Source organism: Pseudomonas sp. 2822-15 (assembly GCF_002742515.1).
In the GTDB taxonomy this organism is placed as follows: Bacteria; Pseudomonadota; Gammaproteobacteria; order Pseudomonadales; family Pseudomonadaceae; genus Aquipseudomonas; species Aquipseudomonas salomonii.
Map to the genome: position 1 here is coordinate 1 of NZ_LJRY01000169.1, position 16311 is coordinate 16311.

Annotated in this window: 15 protein-coding genes and 1 pseudogene; 3 read left to right on the forward strand and 13 right to left on the reverse strand. The window is 61.5% G+C overall.

The genetic code is table 11. The features are described from left to right. Nucleotides 1-372 precede the first annotated feature (372 nt). Together AOA59_RS05720 and AOA59_RS05725 are read left to right on the forward strand one after the other, a co-directional pair. Nucleotides 373-2019: an MFS transporter gene (locus AOA59_RS05720; RefSeq protein ID WP_017136435.1), complete on the forward strand. Its 1647-nt coding sequence runs from the start codon at nt 373-375 to the stop codon at nt 2017-2019. Next, nucleotides 2016-3161: an HlyD family secretion protein gene (locus AOA59_RS05725; protein WP_099486346.1), complete on the forward strand. Its 1146-nt coding sequence runs from the start codon at nt 2016-2018 to the stop codon at nt 3159-3161. Before AOA59_RS05720 ends, AOA59_RS05725 begins: the two co-directional genes overlap by 4 nt. Before the next feature lie 121 nt (nt 3162-3282). Here the strand turns inward: AOA59_RS05725 and AOA59_RS05730 are convergent, their stop codons facing one another. The 11 genes and pseudogenes from AOA59_RS05730 to AOA59_RS05780 all read right to left on the reverse strand — a co-directional run bounded on the left by AOA59_RS05730 (nt 3283) and on the right by AOA59_RS05780 (nt 12691). Beyond that, on the reverse strand, nt 3283-4140 hold the full coding sequence (locus AOA59_RS05730; RefSeq protein ID WP_099486347.1) for an aldose 1-epimerase: 858 nt from the start codon (nt 4138-4140) through the stop codon (nt 3283-3285). Continuing rightward, the gene (locus AOA59_RS05735) at nt 4140-5420 is read right to left on the reverse strand and encodes a TRAP transporter large permease (protein ID WP_099486349.1); all 1281 of its coding nucleotides are present in this window, start codon (nt 5418-5420) and stop codon (nt 4140-4142) included. Before AOA59_RS05735 ends, AOA59_RS05730 begins: the two co-directional genes overlap by 1 nt. Then, nucleotides 5420-5947 carry a TRAP transporter small permease gene (locus AOA59_RS05740; protein WP_065931128.1) on the reverse strand — a complete coding sequence of 176 codons (528 nt, stop codon included), beginning with the start codon at nt 5945-5947 and terminating at the stop codon, nt 5420-5422. Before AOA59_RS05740 ends, AOA59_RS05735 begins: the two co-directional genes overlap by 1 nt. A gap of 64 nt (nt 5948-6011) precedes the next feature. After that, a complete protein-coding gene (locus AOA59_RS05745; RefSeq protein ID WP_099486351.1) occupies nt 6012-6974 on the reverse strand; it encodes a TRAP transporter substrate-binding protein in 963 nt (320 codons plus the stop codon). A gap of 51 nt (nt 6975-7025) precedes the next feature. Next, nucleotides 7026-7901: an SMP-30/gluconolactonase/LRE family protein gene (locus AOA59_RS05750; protein WP_099486352.1), complete on the reverse strand. Its 876-nt coding sequence runs from the start codon at nt 7899-7901 to the stop codon at nt 7026-7028. 30 nt (nt 7902-7931) lie between these two features. Beyond that, complete coding sequence (locus AOA59_RS05755; protein WP_065931125.1) at nt 7932-8750, reverse strand: NAD(P)-dependent oxidoreductase; 819 nt, start codon at nt 8748-8750, stop codon at nt 7932-7934. Nucleotides 8751-8915: 165 nt separating this feature from the next. Further along, a complete protein-coding gene (locus AOA59_RS05760; RefSeq protein ID WP_065931124.1) occupies nt 8916-10178 on the reverse strand; it encodes an OprD family porin in 1263 nt (420 codons plus the stop codon). Between the two features lie 243 nt (nt 10179-10421). Further along, nucleotides 10422-11273 (reverse strand): copper homeostasis membrane protein CopD, encoded by an 852-nt coding sequence (gene copD, locus AOA59_RS05765; RefSeq protein ID WP_099486353.1) that lies wholly within the window; start codon nt 11271-11273, stop codon nt 10422-10424. Nucleotides 11274-11276: 3 nt separating this feature from the next. Next, the gene (gene copC, locus AOA59_RS05770; RefSeq protein ID WP_056861375.1) at nt 11277-11642 is read right to left on the reverse strand and encodes a copper homeostasis periplasmic binding protein CopC; all 366 of its coding nucleotides are present in this window, start codon (nt 11640-11642) and stop codon (nt 11277-11279) included. A gap of 20 nt (nt 11643-11662) precedes the next feature. Then, a pseudogene (locus AOA59_RS05775) lies at nt 11663-11752 on the reverse strand (GNAT family N-acetyltransferase); the annotation flags it as partial. A gap of 75 nt (nt 11753-11827) precedes the next feature. Next, nucleotides 11828-12691, reverse strand: a complete 864-nt coding sequence (locus AOA59_RS05780; RefSeq protein WP_065931122.1) for a GGDEF domain-containing protein — start codon at nt 12689-12691, stop codon at nt 11828-11830. Between the two features lie 188 nt (nt 12692-12879). On the opposite strand from AOA59_RS05780, the gene AOA59_RS05785 reads away from it, so the two are divergent. Then, nucleotides 12880-13500 (forward strand): TetR/AcrR family transcriptional regulator, encoded by a 621-nt coding sequence (locus tag AOA59_RS05785; protein WP_065931121.1) that lies wholly within the window; start codon nt 12880-12882, stop codon nt 13498-13500. A gap of 126 nt (nt 13501-13626) precedes the next feature. On the opposite strand, the gene preA is transcribed toward AOA59_RS05785, so the two are convergent. Beyond that, a complete protein-coding gene (gene preA, locus AOA59_RS05790; protein ID WP_099486355.1) occupies nt 13627-14901 on the reverse strand; it encodes an NAD-dependent dihydropyrimidine dehydrogenase subunit PreA in 1275 nt (424 codons plus the stop codon). Further along, nucleotides 14901-16268, reverse strand: a complete 1368-nt coding sequence (locus tag AOA59_RS05795) for an NAD(P)-dependent oxidoreductase (protein WP_099486380.1) — start codon at nt 16266-16268, stop codon at nt 14901-14903. Before AOA59_RS05795 ends, preA begins: the two co-directional genes overlap by 1 nt. Nucleotides 16269-16311: the final 43 nt, after the last annotated feature.

Below are 16311 nucleotides of genomic sequence, written 5' to 3' on the forward strand. Positions count from 1 at the left end.
CAGCAACAGCAACAGCAACAGCAACAGCAACAGCAACAGCAACAGCAACAGCAACAGCAACAGCAACAGCAACAGCAGAGCCATACTCGGTCTAATGTGGGAGCTGGCTTGCCTGCGATGGCATCAACTCGGTGTACCTGACACACCGAGGTGTCTGTATCGCAGGCAAGCCAGCTCACACAGAAAAGCAGTTCTTCAGTGCATGCAAATCCGCTTAAGGTTGGATGCGGTCAATTGTGGGAGCGAGCAAGCCCGCCCCCACAGTTTTGACCGTGCCCGCACGAGACATGGCAAGATGAACGCCTCTCAGGTTTACTGGTCCCTGAGTAACGGATTTACCGACCTTGCACGTCGGCTCATCAAGGTCATGCGATGGATAAATACACCCCCCACACCTGGCAACCCCACGAGCGGCCGAGCTTGCCGGGCTCGCCGTCGACGCCGCTGCACCCTACGCACAAGCGCTGGCTGTTCGCGTTGGTCGGGATCCTGGTGGCAATTACCGGCGGGCTCGGCAACGCTCTGGTGATCGCCAACCTGCAATACCTGCAAGGCGCGCTGGGTGCCACCACCGCCGAAATGGCCTGGCTGCCGGCCGCCTATGTGATGACCAACGTGTGCATGAACCTGCTGCTGGTGAAGTTTCGTCAGCAGTTCGGCCTGCGCGCGTTTACCGAGGTGTTCCTGGTGCTGTATGCGCTGGTGACCTTCGGCCATTTGTTCGTCAACGACTTGAGTTCGGCGATTGCAGTGCGGGCGGCTCACGGCATGGTCGGTGCGGCGCTGAGTTCGTTGGGCTTGTACTACATGATCCAGGCGTTCCCCGCCAAGTGGCGGCTCAAAGCTCTGGTGCTGGGCTTGGGCACCGCGCAGTTGGCGCTGCCACTGGCGCGCTTGTTCTCTGAAGACTTGCTGCAAATTGCCGAATGGCGCGGGCTGTACCTGTTCGAGCTGGGCATGGCGCTGATCTGCCTGGGCTGCGTATTCATGCTCAAACTGCCGCCCGGCGACCGTTTTAAAACCTTTGAAAAACTCGACTTCCTCACCTTTGCCATTCTCGCCAGCGGCGTGGCGTTGCTCTGTGCGGTGCTGTCGTTGGGGCGTATCGACTGGTGGCTGGAAGCGCCCTGGATCGGCGTGGCCTCGGCCTGTTCGCTGGTGCTGATCATGGCCGGCCTGGCCATCGAGCATAACCGCGCCAACCCGATGTTGATGACGCGCTGGCTCGGCAGCGGGGCGATGATTCGCCTGGCGCTGGCGGTGGTGCTGATTCGCATGGTGCTGTCCGAGCAGTCCACCGGCGCGGTGGGCTTTATGCAGATGCTGAACATGAGCTACCAGCAGATGCACACCCTCTACGTGGTGATGCTGGCCGGGGCGATTGCCGGGCTGGTGGTCAGCGCGCTGACGATCAACCCGGCGCACCTGCTGATGCCGTTGATCATCTCCCTGGCGCTGATGGCCACAGGCTCGGTGATGGACAGTTTCTCCAGCAATCTCACACGCCCGCAAAACCTGTATATCAGCCAGTTCCTGCTAGGCTTTGGCGGCACCTTCTTCCTGGGGCCGACCATGGTGCTGGGCACTAAAAACGTACTGACCAACCCGCGCAACCTGGTGAGTTTCTCGGTGATGTTCGGCATCTGCCAGAACCTCGGCGGCCTGATTGGTGCGGCGTTGCTGGGCACGTTCCAGATCGTGCGGGAGAAATACCACTCCAGCATGATCGTCGAACACCTGACCTTGCTCGACCCACGCGTGGCGGCGCGGGTACAGAGCGGCGGCTCGGCCTACGGCGGCGTGATTGCCGACCCGGAACTGCGCAACCTCATGGGCATTCGCAGCCTGGCCACGGCGGCCACGCGCGAGGCGAATGTGATGGCCTACAACGATGTGTTCATGTTGATCGCGATCATCGCAATCCTCACCATGCTCTGGATCTTTACCCGCAGCCTGTGGCTGATGAGTACCACCAAAGCAGCAGCCCCTCCCGTTCAACCCAGCGGCGTTACTTCATGACCGAAACCACCACCACTACCACCAACGCCATCGCCTCCACCCCGGAAGGCACGCCACCACCGGGCTCCAGCGTAACGGAGCCGCGCTCGTTGCGGGTGCGCATCGTCTCGTCGTTGGGCTTTGCCGCGATTGCCATCGTCGGTGTGTTGATCGTGCTGTATGCCTGGCAATTGCCGCCCTTCAGCAGCGCGGTGGAAACCACCGAGAACGCCCTGGTGCGCGGCCAGGTGACGATTATCGGCCCGCAACTGAGCGGCTATGTGTATGAAGTGCCGGTGCAGGACTTCCAGTACGTCAAGGCCGGCGACCTGCTGGTGCGCCTGGATGACCGTATCTACAAGCAGCGGCTCGACCAGGCGCTGGCACAATTGGCGGTGCAGAAAGCCTCCTTGGCCAATGTGGTGCAGCAGCGCAACAGCGCCGAAGCCACCATCAAACTGCGCCAGGCCGCACTGGTGGACAGCCAGGCCCAGGCGCGCAAAAGCACCGCCGACTTGCGCCGCAATGAAGAACTGATCGGCGACGGTTCGGTGTCCAGGCGCGAGCTGGACGTGACCCGCGCCGCAAACGCGCAGACCATCGCAGCGGTGGCCCAGGCTCAGGCCAACCTGGAAATCGCCCGGCAAGATTTGCAAACCGTGATCGTCAATCGCGGCTCCCTGGAAGCGGCGGTGGCCAGTGCCGATGCGGCCGTGGAGCTGGCGCGTATCGACCTGTCCAACACCCGCATCATTGCACCGCGTGACGGCCAGCTGGGGCAGATCGGCGTGCGCCTGGGCGCGTATGTCAACTCCGGCGCTCAGTTGATGGCGCTGGTGCCGCCGCAGTTGTGGGTGATCGCCAATATGAAAGAAACCCAGATGGACAATGTGCAGGTCGGCCAGCCGGTGACGTTCACCGTGGATGCGCTCAACCACCGCAAGTTTCACGGCACGGTGCAGCATATTTCCCCGGCGACCGGCTCGGAGTTCAGCCTGTTGCAGGCGGATAACGCCACCGGCAACTTTGTAAAGATCGCCCAGCGGGTGCCGGTGCGGATTACGGTGGACCCGGATCAGGCCGAGGGCGAGCGCTTGCGGCCGGGGTTGTCGGTGGTGGTGAGTATCGACACGGCAGGCCGCCTGAAAAACAGCCCGCCTTGACACCACGCCGATCAAAAATGTGGGAGCTGGCTTGCCTGCGATAGCGGTTTATCAGGTCCAGGTGTGCAGGCTGACACACCGCCATCGCGGGCGAGCCCGGCTCCCACAGGTTTTTTTGGGGTTATAAAGGTTGGTATTTCAGGGTGAAATTGAGGTGAGTTGACTGGCCTTTTTCCAGCAGCTTCAGCCCCGGCCGCCCAGGCAGGTGATGCGCATTCACCGGATGACTCACCGGCTCGATGCAAAAGAACCCCAACCCCGGCGGGCAGAACAGCAGGAAGTAATCGGCGCCGCTCGCCTGGCACTCCAGTGCATAGCCCAGCTCCGGCTGTTCGATGCGACAACGCCCATCCCACTGGCAAAACCCATTGTCCACCAGGCCGTGCGGCAGCCCTTTGAGCTGAGTGAAATCCCATTCGGCAGGCACCGGCGCCAACCCGGTCGGCAGCTTGGACGCATCACTCATCCACACCTGATCCGCCTTGGCCTGCAACCGCGTGCCCGGCCTGCGCGGCAGATACGGATGCAACCCCAGGCCGTGCCACGCGGCTTTTTCGGCCAGATGCGTTACGCGCAACTGGATACTCAGCTCGCCGCCGCTCAAGCGCAACCGCTGCTCGGCGCGGTAGGCAAACGGCGTCTCACACACCACCTCCAGCACCACTTCATCCGCCGTCTGGCGCACCACCTGCCACACCTGTTGCCAGGCCGAACCGTGAATCGGCAGCGGGTCGAGCGGGCTGTTGGGCGAGAGTGCCAGCCAGCCGCCAGGGTTATCGAAACCACTTTGGGCAACCCGGTTGGACCACGGCGCAAGCGGGTAACACGCCAGCTTGCCCGGCAGCCCGGTGTTCAGCGCAGATTCGTCGCTATGGCGTAACAGCGGCTGGCCGGTGGCGCGCACCGTCCAGTTGACGAGGCTGCCACCCACGGCCGGGGCGAGGGTGAGACGGGTCAGGTTGTCTTCCAGTTCTATCATCAGAGCACCAGCCCAGGAAGCCACAGGGACAACGCGGGAATGTACGTCACCGCCATCAACACCAGAAACAGTACCGCATAAAACGGCAGCAGCGCCGCCACGGTTTTCTCGATACTGACCTTGCCCACCGCCGCGCCCACAAACAGCACTGCGCCCACTGGCGGAGTGATCAGGCCGATGCCGAGGTTCACCAGCATGATCATGCCGAAGTGCACCGGGGCGACGCCGATACCCAGCACCACCGGCAGCAGGATCGGCGTGAGGATCAAAATCAGCGGCGCCATGTCCATCACCGTGCCGAGCATCAGCAGCATGACGTTGATGCACATCAGGATCACGTAGCGGTTGTCCGACAGGGTCAGGAACAGCGTGGTGATTTTTGCCGGGATCTGCATCAGGGTCATGATGTAGCCGAAGCTGGCCGCGAAGGCGATCAGGATCATCACAATGGAAATGGTGCGCACCGTGCGGTGCATCAGCTTGGGCAGCTCGCGCCATTTGTAGTCGCGGTAGATGAACATGGTCACGAAAAATGCCCATAGCACGGCAATCGCGGCCGACTCGGTGGCAGTGAAAATACCCGAGAGGATGCCGCCGAGAATGATCACCATGGCCATCAGGCCCCAGAGTGCATCGGCGGCGATCTTCAGCGCCTGCTTCAAGGGGATGACGTCACCTTTGGGGTAATTGCGCTTTTTCGCGAAGATCAGGCACAGCACCATCAGGCACGCGCTCATCAACAACCCAGGCACCACGCCGGCCATGAACAACGAGGCGATCGAGACCGTGCCGCCGGCCGCCAGGGAGTAGAGCACCGAGTTATGGCTGGGCGGCGTCAGCAAGGCCTGCACCGAACCGCTTACCGTGACGGCGGTGGAGAACTCACGCGGGTAGCCACGGCGTTCCATTTCCGGGATCAACACCGAACCGACCGATGCGGTATCGGCCACCGACGAGCCGGAAATCGCGCCAAAAAACGTCGACGCCACGATGTTCACCAACGACAGGCCACCGCGCACAAACCCCACCAGCACCCCGGCAAACGCCACCAGGCGGCGCGACATGCCGCCCTCGGCCATGATCGCCCCGGCCAGCACAAAGAACGGAATCGCCATCAGCGAAAACTTGTTCACCCCGCCCGCCACCTGAATCATCAGGGCCTGGAACGGGATGTCGATCCACCACGCGCCGATCAGCGCCGACAGCCCGAGCGCGTAGGCCACCGGCATGCCGATCAGGATCAAGGCGATAAAACTGCCCAGCAGCATCAATGCGTCCATCAGGCAGCCCCTTCGTTTTCTTCAACTAGGTCGAAGCGCACCACACGGCGCTGGCTCTGGTCACCGAGCAAGAGTTTTTCCAGCACGAACACCAGCGTCAGCAGCCCGCCAATCGGGATCGGCATATAGGTGATGCCCACGCGCAGGGTGGGGATCGCGCTCATGAACTGGTTCCAGGTGGACAGGCACAGCTTGCTGCCCCAGACGGCCATGAACAGGCAGATGGTGGCCATCAGCAGTTGCGTGATTACGCCGACGATTTGCCGTTGGCGCGGTGGCAGGCGGTCGGTGACCACGGCCACTGACATATGCGCGCCGGCACGGTAACTGGCCGCCGCGCCGACAAAAGTGAACACCAGCATCAGCAGAATGGCGGTGGGCTCCGGCCAGCTTGCGCCGGTGCCGAGGATGTAGCGGGCGAAGATGCCCCAGGGAATGATCAGCGCGACCCCGAGCACCGAGAGGCCGGCGACCCAGATGCAGGTCATGTAAATGCGGTCGTTGATGCGCAACACTAAATTCTTCATGGCGTTCACCGTAACCGGGCGCGTCAATGCGGACCGCGCCGGGCCTGACTAGAGGGAAGGGTGATTACTCGACCGCGTCGATGCGCTTGATGATGTCGGCGTAAGCCGCACCGTATTTGGCGCGAACCGCTGCGGTGGCGTCATAGAAGGGTTTTTTGTCGACGGTGATGAACTCGACGCCAGCCTTCTTGAGCTTTTCCTCGCTGCTGGCGGACTTGGCGTCCCACAGCGCGCGCTCGTCAGCCTGGGCGACCTTGGCGGCTTTTTTCACCAGGTCTTGCTGGGCAGGCGTGAGTTTGTTCCAGGTGATTTTCGACATCACGATGGGTTCGGGCAGGATCAGGTGCTCGGTGAGGGTGTAGAACTTGGCATTCTGAAAGTGGTTGTGCTCCAGCATCGTCGGCGGGTTGTTTTCTGCGCCGTCGATGACGCCGGTCTGTAAGGCGCTGAAGATTTCGCCGGTGTCCATGGCAATGCCGTTGGCGCCCATCGCGTTGAAGGCTTCGATGAAGATCGGGTTGCCCTGAACGCGAATTTTCATGCCCTTGAGGTCTTCGATCTTGCGCACCGGCTTTTTGGTGTAGAGGTTGCGGGTGCCGCCGTCCATCCAGGCCAGGGCCACCAGGCCGAACTCGGAGTCGGTGATCTTGGCGAGGATTTCATCGCCGATTTCGCCGTCGATGATTTTGCGCATATGCGCCTGGTCGCGGAACACGAACGGCAAGTTGAACACGTTCACGTCCGGCACCACCGGCCCGACGATGCCGAGGCTGACGCGGGTCATCTGCACCGCGCCGACCTGGGCCTGTTCGACCACTTCTTTTTCGGAGCCCAGCACACCGCCCGGGAAGTATTTGAAGGTCAGTTCGCCGTTGCTTGCCTCAGTCAGGGCCTTGCCCATGTTCTGTTCAGCAACGACAGTGGGGTAGCCGGCGGGGTGGATGTCGGCGAATTTGATTTCCAGCGCGTGGGCGGCGGTGCTGAGGGTAAAGAATGCAGCGGCGAGCAAGGTGCGTTTGAAGTCCATGGGGTGTCACTCCTGTCTTATTGTTGTTGTATTCAAGGCACAGCGATGCAGCTAGAGGGTGAACGTGGGCTCCGGCAATCCGCTGACGCCGGGGTTGAGGGCAAACACGCCGCCGGCGACCGACTGCTCACTGTGGTCATCACGGATCGAGGTGACGAACAAGGTGTCCAGCCGGCTGCCGCCGAAGGCGCACATAGTGGGTTTTTTGACCGGCACGCTGAGGGAGCGGTCCAGGCGGCCATCCGGGGTAAAGCGGTGAATCAGCCCGGCGTCGTTGGCGCAGATCCAGTAGCAGCCGTCAGCGTCGACCGCCGCGCCATCGGGGCGCCCGAGGAATTGATGCATGTCGACAAACACGCGGCGGTTGGACGGCGTGCCGGTGTCGATGTCGTAATCGAAAGCCCAGATTTGCTGCACCAGCGGGTGTGAGTCCGAGGCGTACATCGTGCGGCCGTCCGGGCTGAAGGCCAGGCCGTTGAGGGTGATGAACCCGTTCAGTTGTGCATGGGGCGCGGCGCCTGACGCATAGCGGTAAAGGGTGCCTTCGGCCGCATTCAAGCCCATGTTCAGCACCATGCTGCCGGTCCAGAAGCGGCCCTGGCGATCACAGCGGCCATCGTTGAGGCGCATGTCAGTGCGCGGGTGCTCGATGCTCGCCACAGGCGTGGTGTCGAGGCTGCCGTCGTGATGCGGGGTGAGTTGGAAAAACCCGCTTTCCATGCCCGCGAGCCAATTGCCCGCGTCGGTGCGGGCAATACAGGCAAGCATCTGCGGGGCTTTCCAGGCGGCGACGTGGCCGGTGGCGGCGTTCCAGCGTTGCAGGCCGCCGTTGGGGATGTCCACCCAGTACAGCGCGTTTTCCTGCGGCACCCACACCGGGCATTCGCCCACGGCATTGCGGGCATCGACGATCAGTTCAGCGGTCATGGCAACTCATTCCCTTGGGTTGATGTGCGTTCAGTCACCGAACGGCCCCGCCGCGCAGAACGCGCCGCCCTGGTAGATCGCGGCCGGGTCGTCAGCTGCCACTGGCGGCTGGGCTTCGACCTTGGCGCGGAACACTTCGGAGCTGTCCTTGGGCGCAAAACCCAGGTGCGCGGCGTAGCGGTTGTCCCACCAGGTATCGAGGTTATCCGACATGCCGTAGACCACGGTGTGGCCGACATTCGGCGTGTACAGCGCGCGCTCGAGCAGTTGGGTCAGGTCATCGAAACTCAGCCAGGTGTGCATCATTCGGCGGTTCTGGGGTTCCGGGAACGAGGAGCCGATGCGGATGCTCACGGTCTCGATGCCGTAGCGGTCGAAGTAGAAGCTGGCCATGTCTTCGCCGTAGGATTTGGACAAGCCGTAGTAGCTGTCGGGGCGACGTGGGGAGTGGGCGTCGATGTGTTCGTCCTGCTTGTAAAAGCCGATCACATGGTTGGAGCTGGCGAAGATCACGCGTTTAACGCCATGGCGGCGGGCGGCTTCGTAGATATGGAAAATGCCGCTGATGTTGGCGCCGAGCACCTCTTCGAAAGAGCGCTCCACCGACACACCGCCGAAATGCAGGATGGCATCGACGCCTTCCACCAACTGGTGCACGGCGTGTTTGTCGGCCAGGTCACAGGGTTGCACTTCTTCGAACTCGCCGGCCGACGGGGCCATGTTGGCGATGTCCGACAGGCGCAATACCTGGGCATAAGGGCGCATGCGTTCGCGCAGGACTTTGCCCAGGCCGCCGGCAGCGCCGGTAAGCAGCAGGCGGTTGAAGGGTGCAGGCGTGGTGGTGGTCATGGGAATTCCATTGTTGTTGTAGGTTGTCGTATGACTATGTGGAAATAGTGTTAGGGATTCCCGAGGTTGTCAACATTCTTGCAGGCAAGTCAGATCAAATGTGGGAGCGGGCTCGCTCGCACCGCCGCTCCCACAGTGGATCTTCTTCTGCTTATGGATCCAGCCCTAGAGCAACGAGATCGGATAGCTGATAAAGATCCGATTTTCATCAAACTCGTTGTTGCTGAAATCCCGACGCATGGTCGAGTTGCGCCAGCGCACATTCAAATCCTTCAGTGTGCCGCTCTGCACCGTGTAGGCCAGTTCCGACTCGCGGCCCCATTCCTTGCCATCGGTGATGGCCCCGGTGTGCACGTTATTGCCGCTGATGTAGCGGTTCATCATGGTCAGCCCCGGAATGCCGAGCACCACGAAGTTGAAGTCATGGCGTATCTGCCAGGATTTTTCCTTGGCATTGTCGTAGCTGGCGTTGTAGCTGTCGTTGGCCAGGGTGCCGCCGCTGGTGCCGTTGACCCGCATCCACACGCTGTCGCCGGTGAGTTTTTGCAGGCCCACATAGAAGGCATTGCCTTTGTATTTGGCCGAGAGCAGGGCGGAATAGGTTTTGTTGTCGAGGTTGCCGGCCAGGGCGCTGCCGTCTTCCTTGCCATTGAAGAACCCGAGGTTGGCGCCAAAGGTCCAGTCGCCGACCGGCTGGCTGTGGGTCAGGTTCAGGTACTGCTGCTGGTAGATGTCGGTGAGTTCGGCGTACCACACGCCGACCTGGGTGCGTTTGTCGTTGAAGGCGTATTCGCCGCCGCCGAAGTTGAAACGGTCGGAGGTGAACGCCGCTTTGCCGTTCATGAACATGTCTTCCATGCTCGCGTCGTTGCGCGGGCTGTTGCCGCGAAACTGGCCGCCGTAGAGGGTCAGCCCGGCGATTTCATTGGAGGTGACCTGGCCGCCACGAAAGGTTTGCGGCAAGGAGCGGCCGTCGTCCGAGCGCAGGATCGGCAGCACCGGCATCCATTCGCCGACCTTCAGTTCGGTTTTGGACAGCCGGGTTTTCAGCGCTACGCCCAGGCGTCCGAAATTGTCGGCAGGGCGGCCGTCGCTATGGATCGGCAATAGCTGGGTGCCCCCCGTGCCTTTACCGCCGTCGAGCTTCTGCGAATACAGGCCCAGCACGTCAATCCCGAAGCCCACGGTGCCTTGGGTAAAGCCGGATTTGGCGTCGAGAATGAAGTTCTGCGTCCATTCCTCGGCCTTGGCCTGCGGGTACGTGGGGTTGGTGAAGTTGCGATTGAAGTAGGCGTTGCGCAGGTTGAGCGTGGCTTTGGCGTCGTCGAGAAAACCCTCGGCCTGGGCACAGAGGGGCAGGGCGAGTGCCAGGCTGCTGAAACTGATAAGACCGAGACGCGAGGAGGAATTGCGGGCGAATTGAGGCACAGTGAAGCTCCCTTTCGATTTGTTGTTTTTATTATTTGTTATACGTTGTCGTACAACATTGCGAGGGATATTTGCGGGGTTTTCGGGGTCTGTCAAGCAGAAGTTATACGATGACTAGGTCGATATCGATAAAAAGTGGGCACGGTCCATGTGGGAGCTGGCTTGCCTGCGATGGCATCAACGCGGTGTACCTGTGGGACCGCGGCGTCTGCATCGCAGGCAAGCCAGCTCCCACAGAGATCTTCAGCCAGCCATCACCATCGGTGGCAAGGTACCCAGCAGGGACACCGCGGCGACTGCTGAAATACCCAGCACCCATTCGAGCATCACACTGGCCTTCAAACTGCCCAGTCGCTCCTCACAACGCTCGATACGCAACCGGTTCAACAGCGCCAGCGCCAACATACCCAGCACCAGCAGCACCTTGATCAACAGAATCAGCGCAAACCCGTTAAACAGCGGCGTGGGCCACAGCTGCCCGGTCAGCACCCGAACATTGATCAAGCCCGTCACCAGCAAACCGGCAACCAGGCCATAACCCACACCGCTGAAACGCTTGAGGATCGGCTCCAGCCCAGGCTTTGGCGACAGCCGCAGGATCAGCACCAGCAGCAACAACCCGCCCAGCCAGGCGCCGACGCACACCAGGTGCACCACTTGATTGAGGATCAGCAATTGCCCGCTCAGCCCATTGAGCATCGCGCCATGGCCGACCGGGGCCAAGGTTGCCAACAGCAGTGCGGTCAACGGCAGGCGCAAGGCCGGCCAGGGTTTGATCAACGCCACTACCAGCAGCAGGTTCAGCAACAAGTGCCAGACCCACACCTGGCCGAAAAAGGTTTTGCCCAGCACCAACTGCACCGTGGCCGGTTGCAGCGCCGCGTCCCAACTGCCCGCCATGCTGGCCGTGATCAACAGCAACCAGGCCACGCCGGAGAGCAACCCCAGCCAGGCCAGCGCACGGGTGATGCGCAGCAGTTGCCGGTCCAGTGCCGGTTGCGCGCCGAGCAGCCAGGGCCTGAAGGCACAGGCCCCGAACATCAACAGCACGACGATGAAATGCACGAAGCGGCACAGCACCAGCAGGGTTGCCATCGGTTATTGGCCGACCTTGAAGCTGTATTCACCGTTGCTCTTATGGGTGTCGACCGAGACGGCGTTCCAGACCACCTTGTAGTTGCCGGCCGCCAGCGGCGCGGCGGGTGTGACCACCAGGGTTTTCTTGTCGGCGTCCGGGGTTTCCAGGCCTTTGATGGCGACTTCGGTGCCGTCTTTGCTCAGGGACACTTTGGTGAAGGTGGCTTCTACGCCTTCGCTGAAGGTCAGGCGCAGGTCGGCGGGCGCGGCAACCGTGCTGTCGGCCGCCGGTGTCGAGCTTTTGAGGTGGGCGTGGGCAAATGCCGCAGACGCACCCAACAGGGACGCGAGCAGGGTGACGGTGGTCAGGGCTTTCTTGATCAACATTGTTCAGTACCTTCAAGTGAGGGGAGGAAGTCATGGGTGGCCCGCACCGAGCGCTCCCACAGTGCTCCCAGCACCGGGTCGTCGGCGGCCGCGCGAGGTCGAATAGTCATTGCAATGATCCTTCAAGTGGACCGCGATCCTAACCAATCCGTTTTTGGCGGGAAAGGTTCGCGTAGGAAGTTTCATCACTCGGCGGCCAGCCGCAGCCTTTTTATCCGGTACATATCGCTGTCTGCGTGGCTGAGCAGGGTATCGGCGTCTGCGCCGTCGGCCGGGTAAAACGCCACGCCTACACTGCACGACGGCATCTTGACCGGGCCAAACTCAGCGCCCAGCGGCTCGGCCATGGCCGCGAGAATTTGCGCCACTTTGCTGCTAACCGCTTCGTGTGACTGCACATCGGTCAGCAACACCGTGAATTCATCACCGCCCATGCGCGCCACCAGATCGCTTTCTCGCACGCAGCGTTCCAGCCGCCGTGCAATCACGCAGAGCACGCGGTCGCCCACGGCGTGGCCATGCACATCGTTGATGCCCTTGAAGTCATTGACGTCCAGAAACAGCAACGCCAGCCGGGTGTTATCACGCCGTGCGGTGTGCAGGGCCGACGCCAGGCCATCGTTGAACAACGAGCGGTTGGTGAGGGCCGTCAATGGGTCATGGTGGGCGAGGAAGCGCAGTTCCTCCTCGGCCTGGGTGAGCGCCGTCACGTCCCGCGCCACGCCGATGCGCGCGCCGACTTCTTCGGACCAGAAGGCTGCCCACAGGATGTGCACCACGCTGCCATCCTTGCGCAGATAGCGGTTGCGAAAGTCCACATGGGGCCGGCCATTCATGACTCGCACAATCGAGGCCCGCGTGCGCGCCAGGTCTTCAGGGTGCATGTAGTCGGTAATGGGCGTGCCGGTCAGTTCATCGGCGCGGTAGCCGAGCAGGGCTTCGCAGGCATCGCTGACAAACACGATCAGGTTGTCACTGTCGACCACGAAGACCGTGTCCAGCATCAGGTGGATCAATTTCGGGTAGAGGGCGTGCAGGTCAACGGCCATAGGTCTGGGGTGTCCGGTTCAGATGCGCCGATCATAGCCCGATCACGCAGGCTGACGCCTTGGAATACTGTGGGCTTTACGGCGCTGGCGCTGATCTGGCGATCAACGGCGTGTAGCCTAATGAAGCGGTTCATGATGTGATGCTTGAAAATGAATTGTATTTGAAAGTGACTGGGGCTCCACCATCCATGGGCAATCACAAGATCGGCATCCGGCGCAGCAACGTCGAGAAAATCCTGTTGGCGGCGGAGAAAGTCTTCGCCGAGAAGGGCTACGGCAGCACCGCCATGGCCGACATTGCCGAAGAAGTGCAACTGCCGCGCTCCAACCTGCATTACTACTTCAGCACCAAAAGCGAACTGTACAGCGCCGTGCTGTTCGACCTGCTGGACCTGTGGAAGCAGGATGCGTTGAGCTTTGAAACTTTCGATGACCCGCGCGTGGTGCTCAGCAGTTATATCCGCGCCAAGATGCAGCGCTCACGCACGCGGCCCTATGGTTCGAAAGTCTGGGCGAATGAAATCATCCACGGCGCGCCGACACTCGGTGAGGCGCTGGATGAAAGCCTGTACGACTGGGCCAAGATGAAGGAGGCGAAAATTCGTCAGTGGGTGGAAGACAAACGCATCCTGCCGGTGGAGCCGTCAAGCCTGCTGTATATGATTTGGGCCTCGACCCAGCACTATGCGGATTTTGATCATCAGGTGAAGATCTTGAATGATCACCAGCCATTGTCGGACAGGCAGTTCGAGAAGGCGATTCAGACGGTGACCAGTGTGATTTTGCGTGGGATTGGCTTGGAGCCTTGAGCTTGGTGGTGCGGCTGAGGGCGCCATCGCAGCGGTGCGGCGATCCGACAAGCCAGCTCCCACATTTGAATGTATTCACAAATCAAACTGTGGGAGCTGGCTTGCCTGCGATGGCGGTCTAAAGGGCTACACAGCTTCGCGATAGGGGTTACGCGGATCCTGCGTCCAGTTCAAAAACGGCTTGCCCGTTTCCATCGGCACCATCTCGATGCAATCGGCCACCGGGCAGGTAATCTGGCACAAATTGCAGCCGACGCACTCATCATCGATCACCTCGTATTTATGCGTGCCGTCCGCCTGTTTCAAGCTGGCAATCGCCTGGTGTGACGTATCCTCACAGGCAATATGGCAACGCCCGCAGCCGATACACGCCTGCTGATCGATCTTGGCAATCACCTGATAGTTGATGTCCAGGTACTTCCAGTCCGTAATATTGCCCACCGCCCGCCCGGAAAATTCCTGCAGGCTGGCGTAGCCCTGGCTGTCCATCCACCGCGAGAGCCCGTCCTTCATCTCTTCCACAATCCGAAACCCATGCAGCATCGCCGCCGTGCACACCTGCACCGCGCCACAGCCCAGAGCAACAAATTCCGCCGCATCACGCCAATTGCCGATGCCACCGATGCCGCAGATCGGCAGCCCTTGGGTCTGCGGGTCGCGGGCGATTTCGGCGACCATGTTCAACGCAATCGGCTTGACCGCCGAGCCGCAATAACCGCCATGGGTACTTTGCGTGCCGACCACCGGCAGGGCGACCATGCGCTCCAGGTCCACACTGGTGATGGAGTTGATGGTGTTGATCAACGACACCGCATCCGCACCGCCGCGATACGCTGCGCGCGCCGCCACGCGGATGTCGGTGATGTTCGGCGTAAGCTTGACGATCACCGGCAGCGAGCAGTAGGTCTTGCACCAGCGCGTCACCTGTTCCACGTACTCCGGCACCTGGCCGACCGCTGCGCCCATGCCGCGCTCGGGCATGCCGTGGGGGCAGCCGAAGTTCAGCTCGATGCCATCGCAGCCGGTGGCCTCCACCAACGGCAGGATATTTTTCCAGGATTCTTCAACACACGGCACCATCAGCGATACGATCAGGGCGCGGTCGGGCCAATCCTTTTTCACCTGGGTGATTTCCTTGAGATTGATCTCCAGGGAGCGGTCGGTGATCAGTTCGATGTTGTTGATACCCAGTACTTCACGGTTGGCACCGTAGTGCGCTGAATAACGTGACGAGACGTTGACCGCCGCCGGGTCTTCCCCGAGGGTTTTCCACACCACGCCGCCCCAGCCGGCTTCAAAGGCGCGCACCACGTTGTAGGCCTTGTCGGTGGGCGGCGCGGAGGCCAGCCAGAACGGGTTGGGGGCTTTGATACCGGCAAATACAATCGAGAGATCGGCCATTACGCAGCCTCCACGTTCAGCATGAGTTGGGCGTGCATGGCCTCGGCGGCCAGCTTGCCATGTTGCACCGCCTGCACGGTGAGGTCCTGGCCGAGGCTGACGCAATCGCCGCCGGCATAGATGCCCGGGATGCTGGTTTGCAGCTGTTCGTCGACGAAGATGCGCTCGCCCACCCGGTGCAGTTGCTGGGCCAGCGGATCATGTAGCGCCTCGTTGTCAAAACCCTGGCCGATGGCTTTGAAGATTGCGTCGCAGGCCAGTTCAAAGGTCTCGCCAGTGGGGTGCAGGCGACCGTTTTCCATGCGCGTGCGCAAAAAACGCATGCCGCGCACACGGCCTTGATCATCCAGCAACACTTCATCCGGTTGAGCCCAGGTCAGCAGCCGCACCTGATTGGCCTTGGCGATCTCTTGTTCATGGTGAGTGGCGCCCATATCGGCCAGGCCACGGCGGTACACCAGGTTGACATCGCGGGCGCCGAGGCGAGCCATTTGCACGGCCATGTCGATGGCGGTATTGCCGGCACCGAGCACGATGCAGCGGTCGGCCAAGGGCAGCTGGCTGAGGTCATCGGCCTGGCGCAGTTCGCGGATGTAGTCGGTGGCGGCGAGCAGGCCGGGCGCGTCTTCATGGGGCAAGCCCAGTTGTTTGCTGGCGGCGAGGCCCAGGCCCAAAAATACCGAATCGAATTGCTGGTGCAATTCGCTCAATGTCAGGTTGCCACCCAGGCGCTGGCCATGGCGGATCTCGATACCGCCGATCTGCAACAGGAAATCCAGCTCCTTCTGGGCAAAATCATCCACCAGCTTGTACTTGGCGATCCCGTATTCATTCAGGCCGCCGGCTTTTTCCCGGGCTTCGAAAATCACCACGTCATGGCCATGCAGGGCGGCGCGGTGGGCGCAGGCCAGGCCCGCAGGCCCGGCACCGACCACGGCGATGCGTTTGCCCGTGGGTGCCGCGCGCTGGAACGGGTGTTCGCGAAAGTGCGCGTTGTCGATGGCGTAGCGCTGCAACAGGCCGATCAGCACCGGCGCGCATTCTTCGGCGTTGTTACGTACGCAGGCTTGCTGGCACAGAATCTCGGTGGGGCACACGCGAGCGCAGCTGCCGCCGAGGATATTGGCCGAGAGGATTTTCTGCGCGGCGCCTTGCACGTTCTCGGTGTGAATATTGCGGATGAACGATGGGATATCGATTTCGCTGGGGCACGCATTCACGCACGGCGCGTCGTAGCAATACAGGCAGCGCGAGGCTTCCAGTTGGGCCTGGCGGGTGTTGAGAGGCGGCGCCAGGTCGGTGAAGTGGCTGGCGAGAGTGGGTCCATCTTCATGGGGATGGGGGAGGTGGGTCAGGGTCTGGATCACGGTATTGGCCTCACGGTTGTTGAGGTGCTGCCTCTGATGGGCG

Bases quoted from the DNA above. Each gene is read 5' to 3' on its own strand.
- AOA59_RS05720 (WP_017136435.1), top strand. From the start codon at position 373: ATGGATAAATACACCCCCCACACCTGGCAACCCCACGAGCGGCCGAGC.
- preA (WP_099486355.1), bottom strand. From the start codon at position 14,901: ATGGCCGATCTCTCGATTGTATTTGCCGGTATCAAAGCCCCCAACCCG.
- AOA59_RS05750 (WP_099486352.1), bottom strand. From the start codon at position 7,901: ATGACCGCTGAACTGATCGTCGATGCCCGCAATGCCGTGGGCGAATGC.
- AOA59_RS05745 (WP_099486351.1), bottom strand. From the start codon at position 6,974: ATGGACTTCAAACGCACCTTGCTCGCCGCTGCATTCTTTACCCTCAGC.
- AOA59_RS05755 (WP_065931125.1), bottom strand. From the start codon at position 8,750: ATGACCACCACCACGCCTGCACCCTTCAACCGCCTGCTGCTTACCGGC.
- AOA59_RS05725 (WP_099486346.1), top strand. From the start codon at position 2,016: ATGACCGAAACCACCACCACTACCACCAACGCCATCGCCTCCACCCCG.
- AOA59_RS05735 (WP_099486349.1), bottom strand. From the start codon at position 5,420: ATGGACGCATTGATGCTGCTGGGCAGTTTTATCGCCTTGATCCTGATC.
- AOA59_RS05740 (WP_065931128.1), bottom strand. From the start codon at position 5,947: ATGAAGAATTTAGTGTTGCGCATCAACGACCGCATTTACATGACCTGC.
- copD (WP_099486353.1), bottom strand. From the start codon at position 11,273: ATGGCAACCCTGCTGGTGCTGTGCCGCTTCGTGCATTTCATCGTCGTG.
- AOA59_RS05780 (WP_065931122.1), bottom strand. From the start codon at position 12,691: ATGGCCGTTGACCTGCACGCCCTCTACCCGAAATTGATCCACCTGATG.
- copC (WP_056861375.1), bottom strand. From the start codon at position 11,642: ATGTTGATCAAGAAAGCCCTGACCACCGTCACCCTGCTCGCGTCCCTG.
- AOA59_RS05785 (WP_065931121.1), top strand. From the start codon at position 12,880: ATGGGCAATCACAAGATCGGCATCCGGCGCAGCAACGTCGAGAAAATC.
- AOA59_RS05730 (WP_099486347.1), bottom strand. From the start codon at position 4,140: ATGATAGAACTGGAAGACAACCTGACCCGTCTCACCCTCGCCCCGGCC.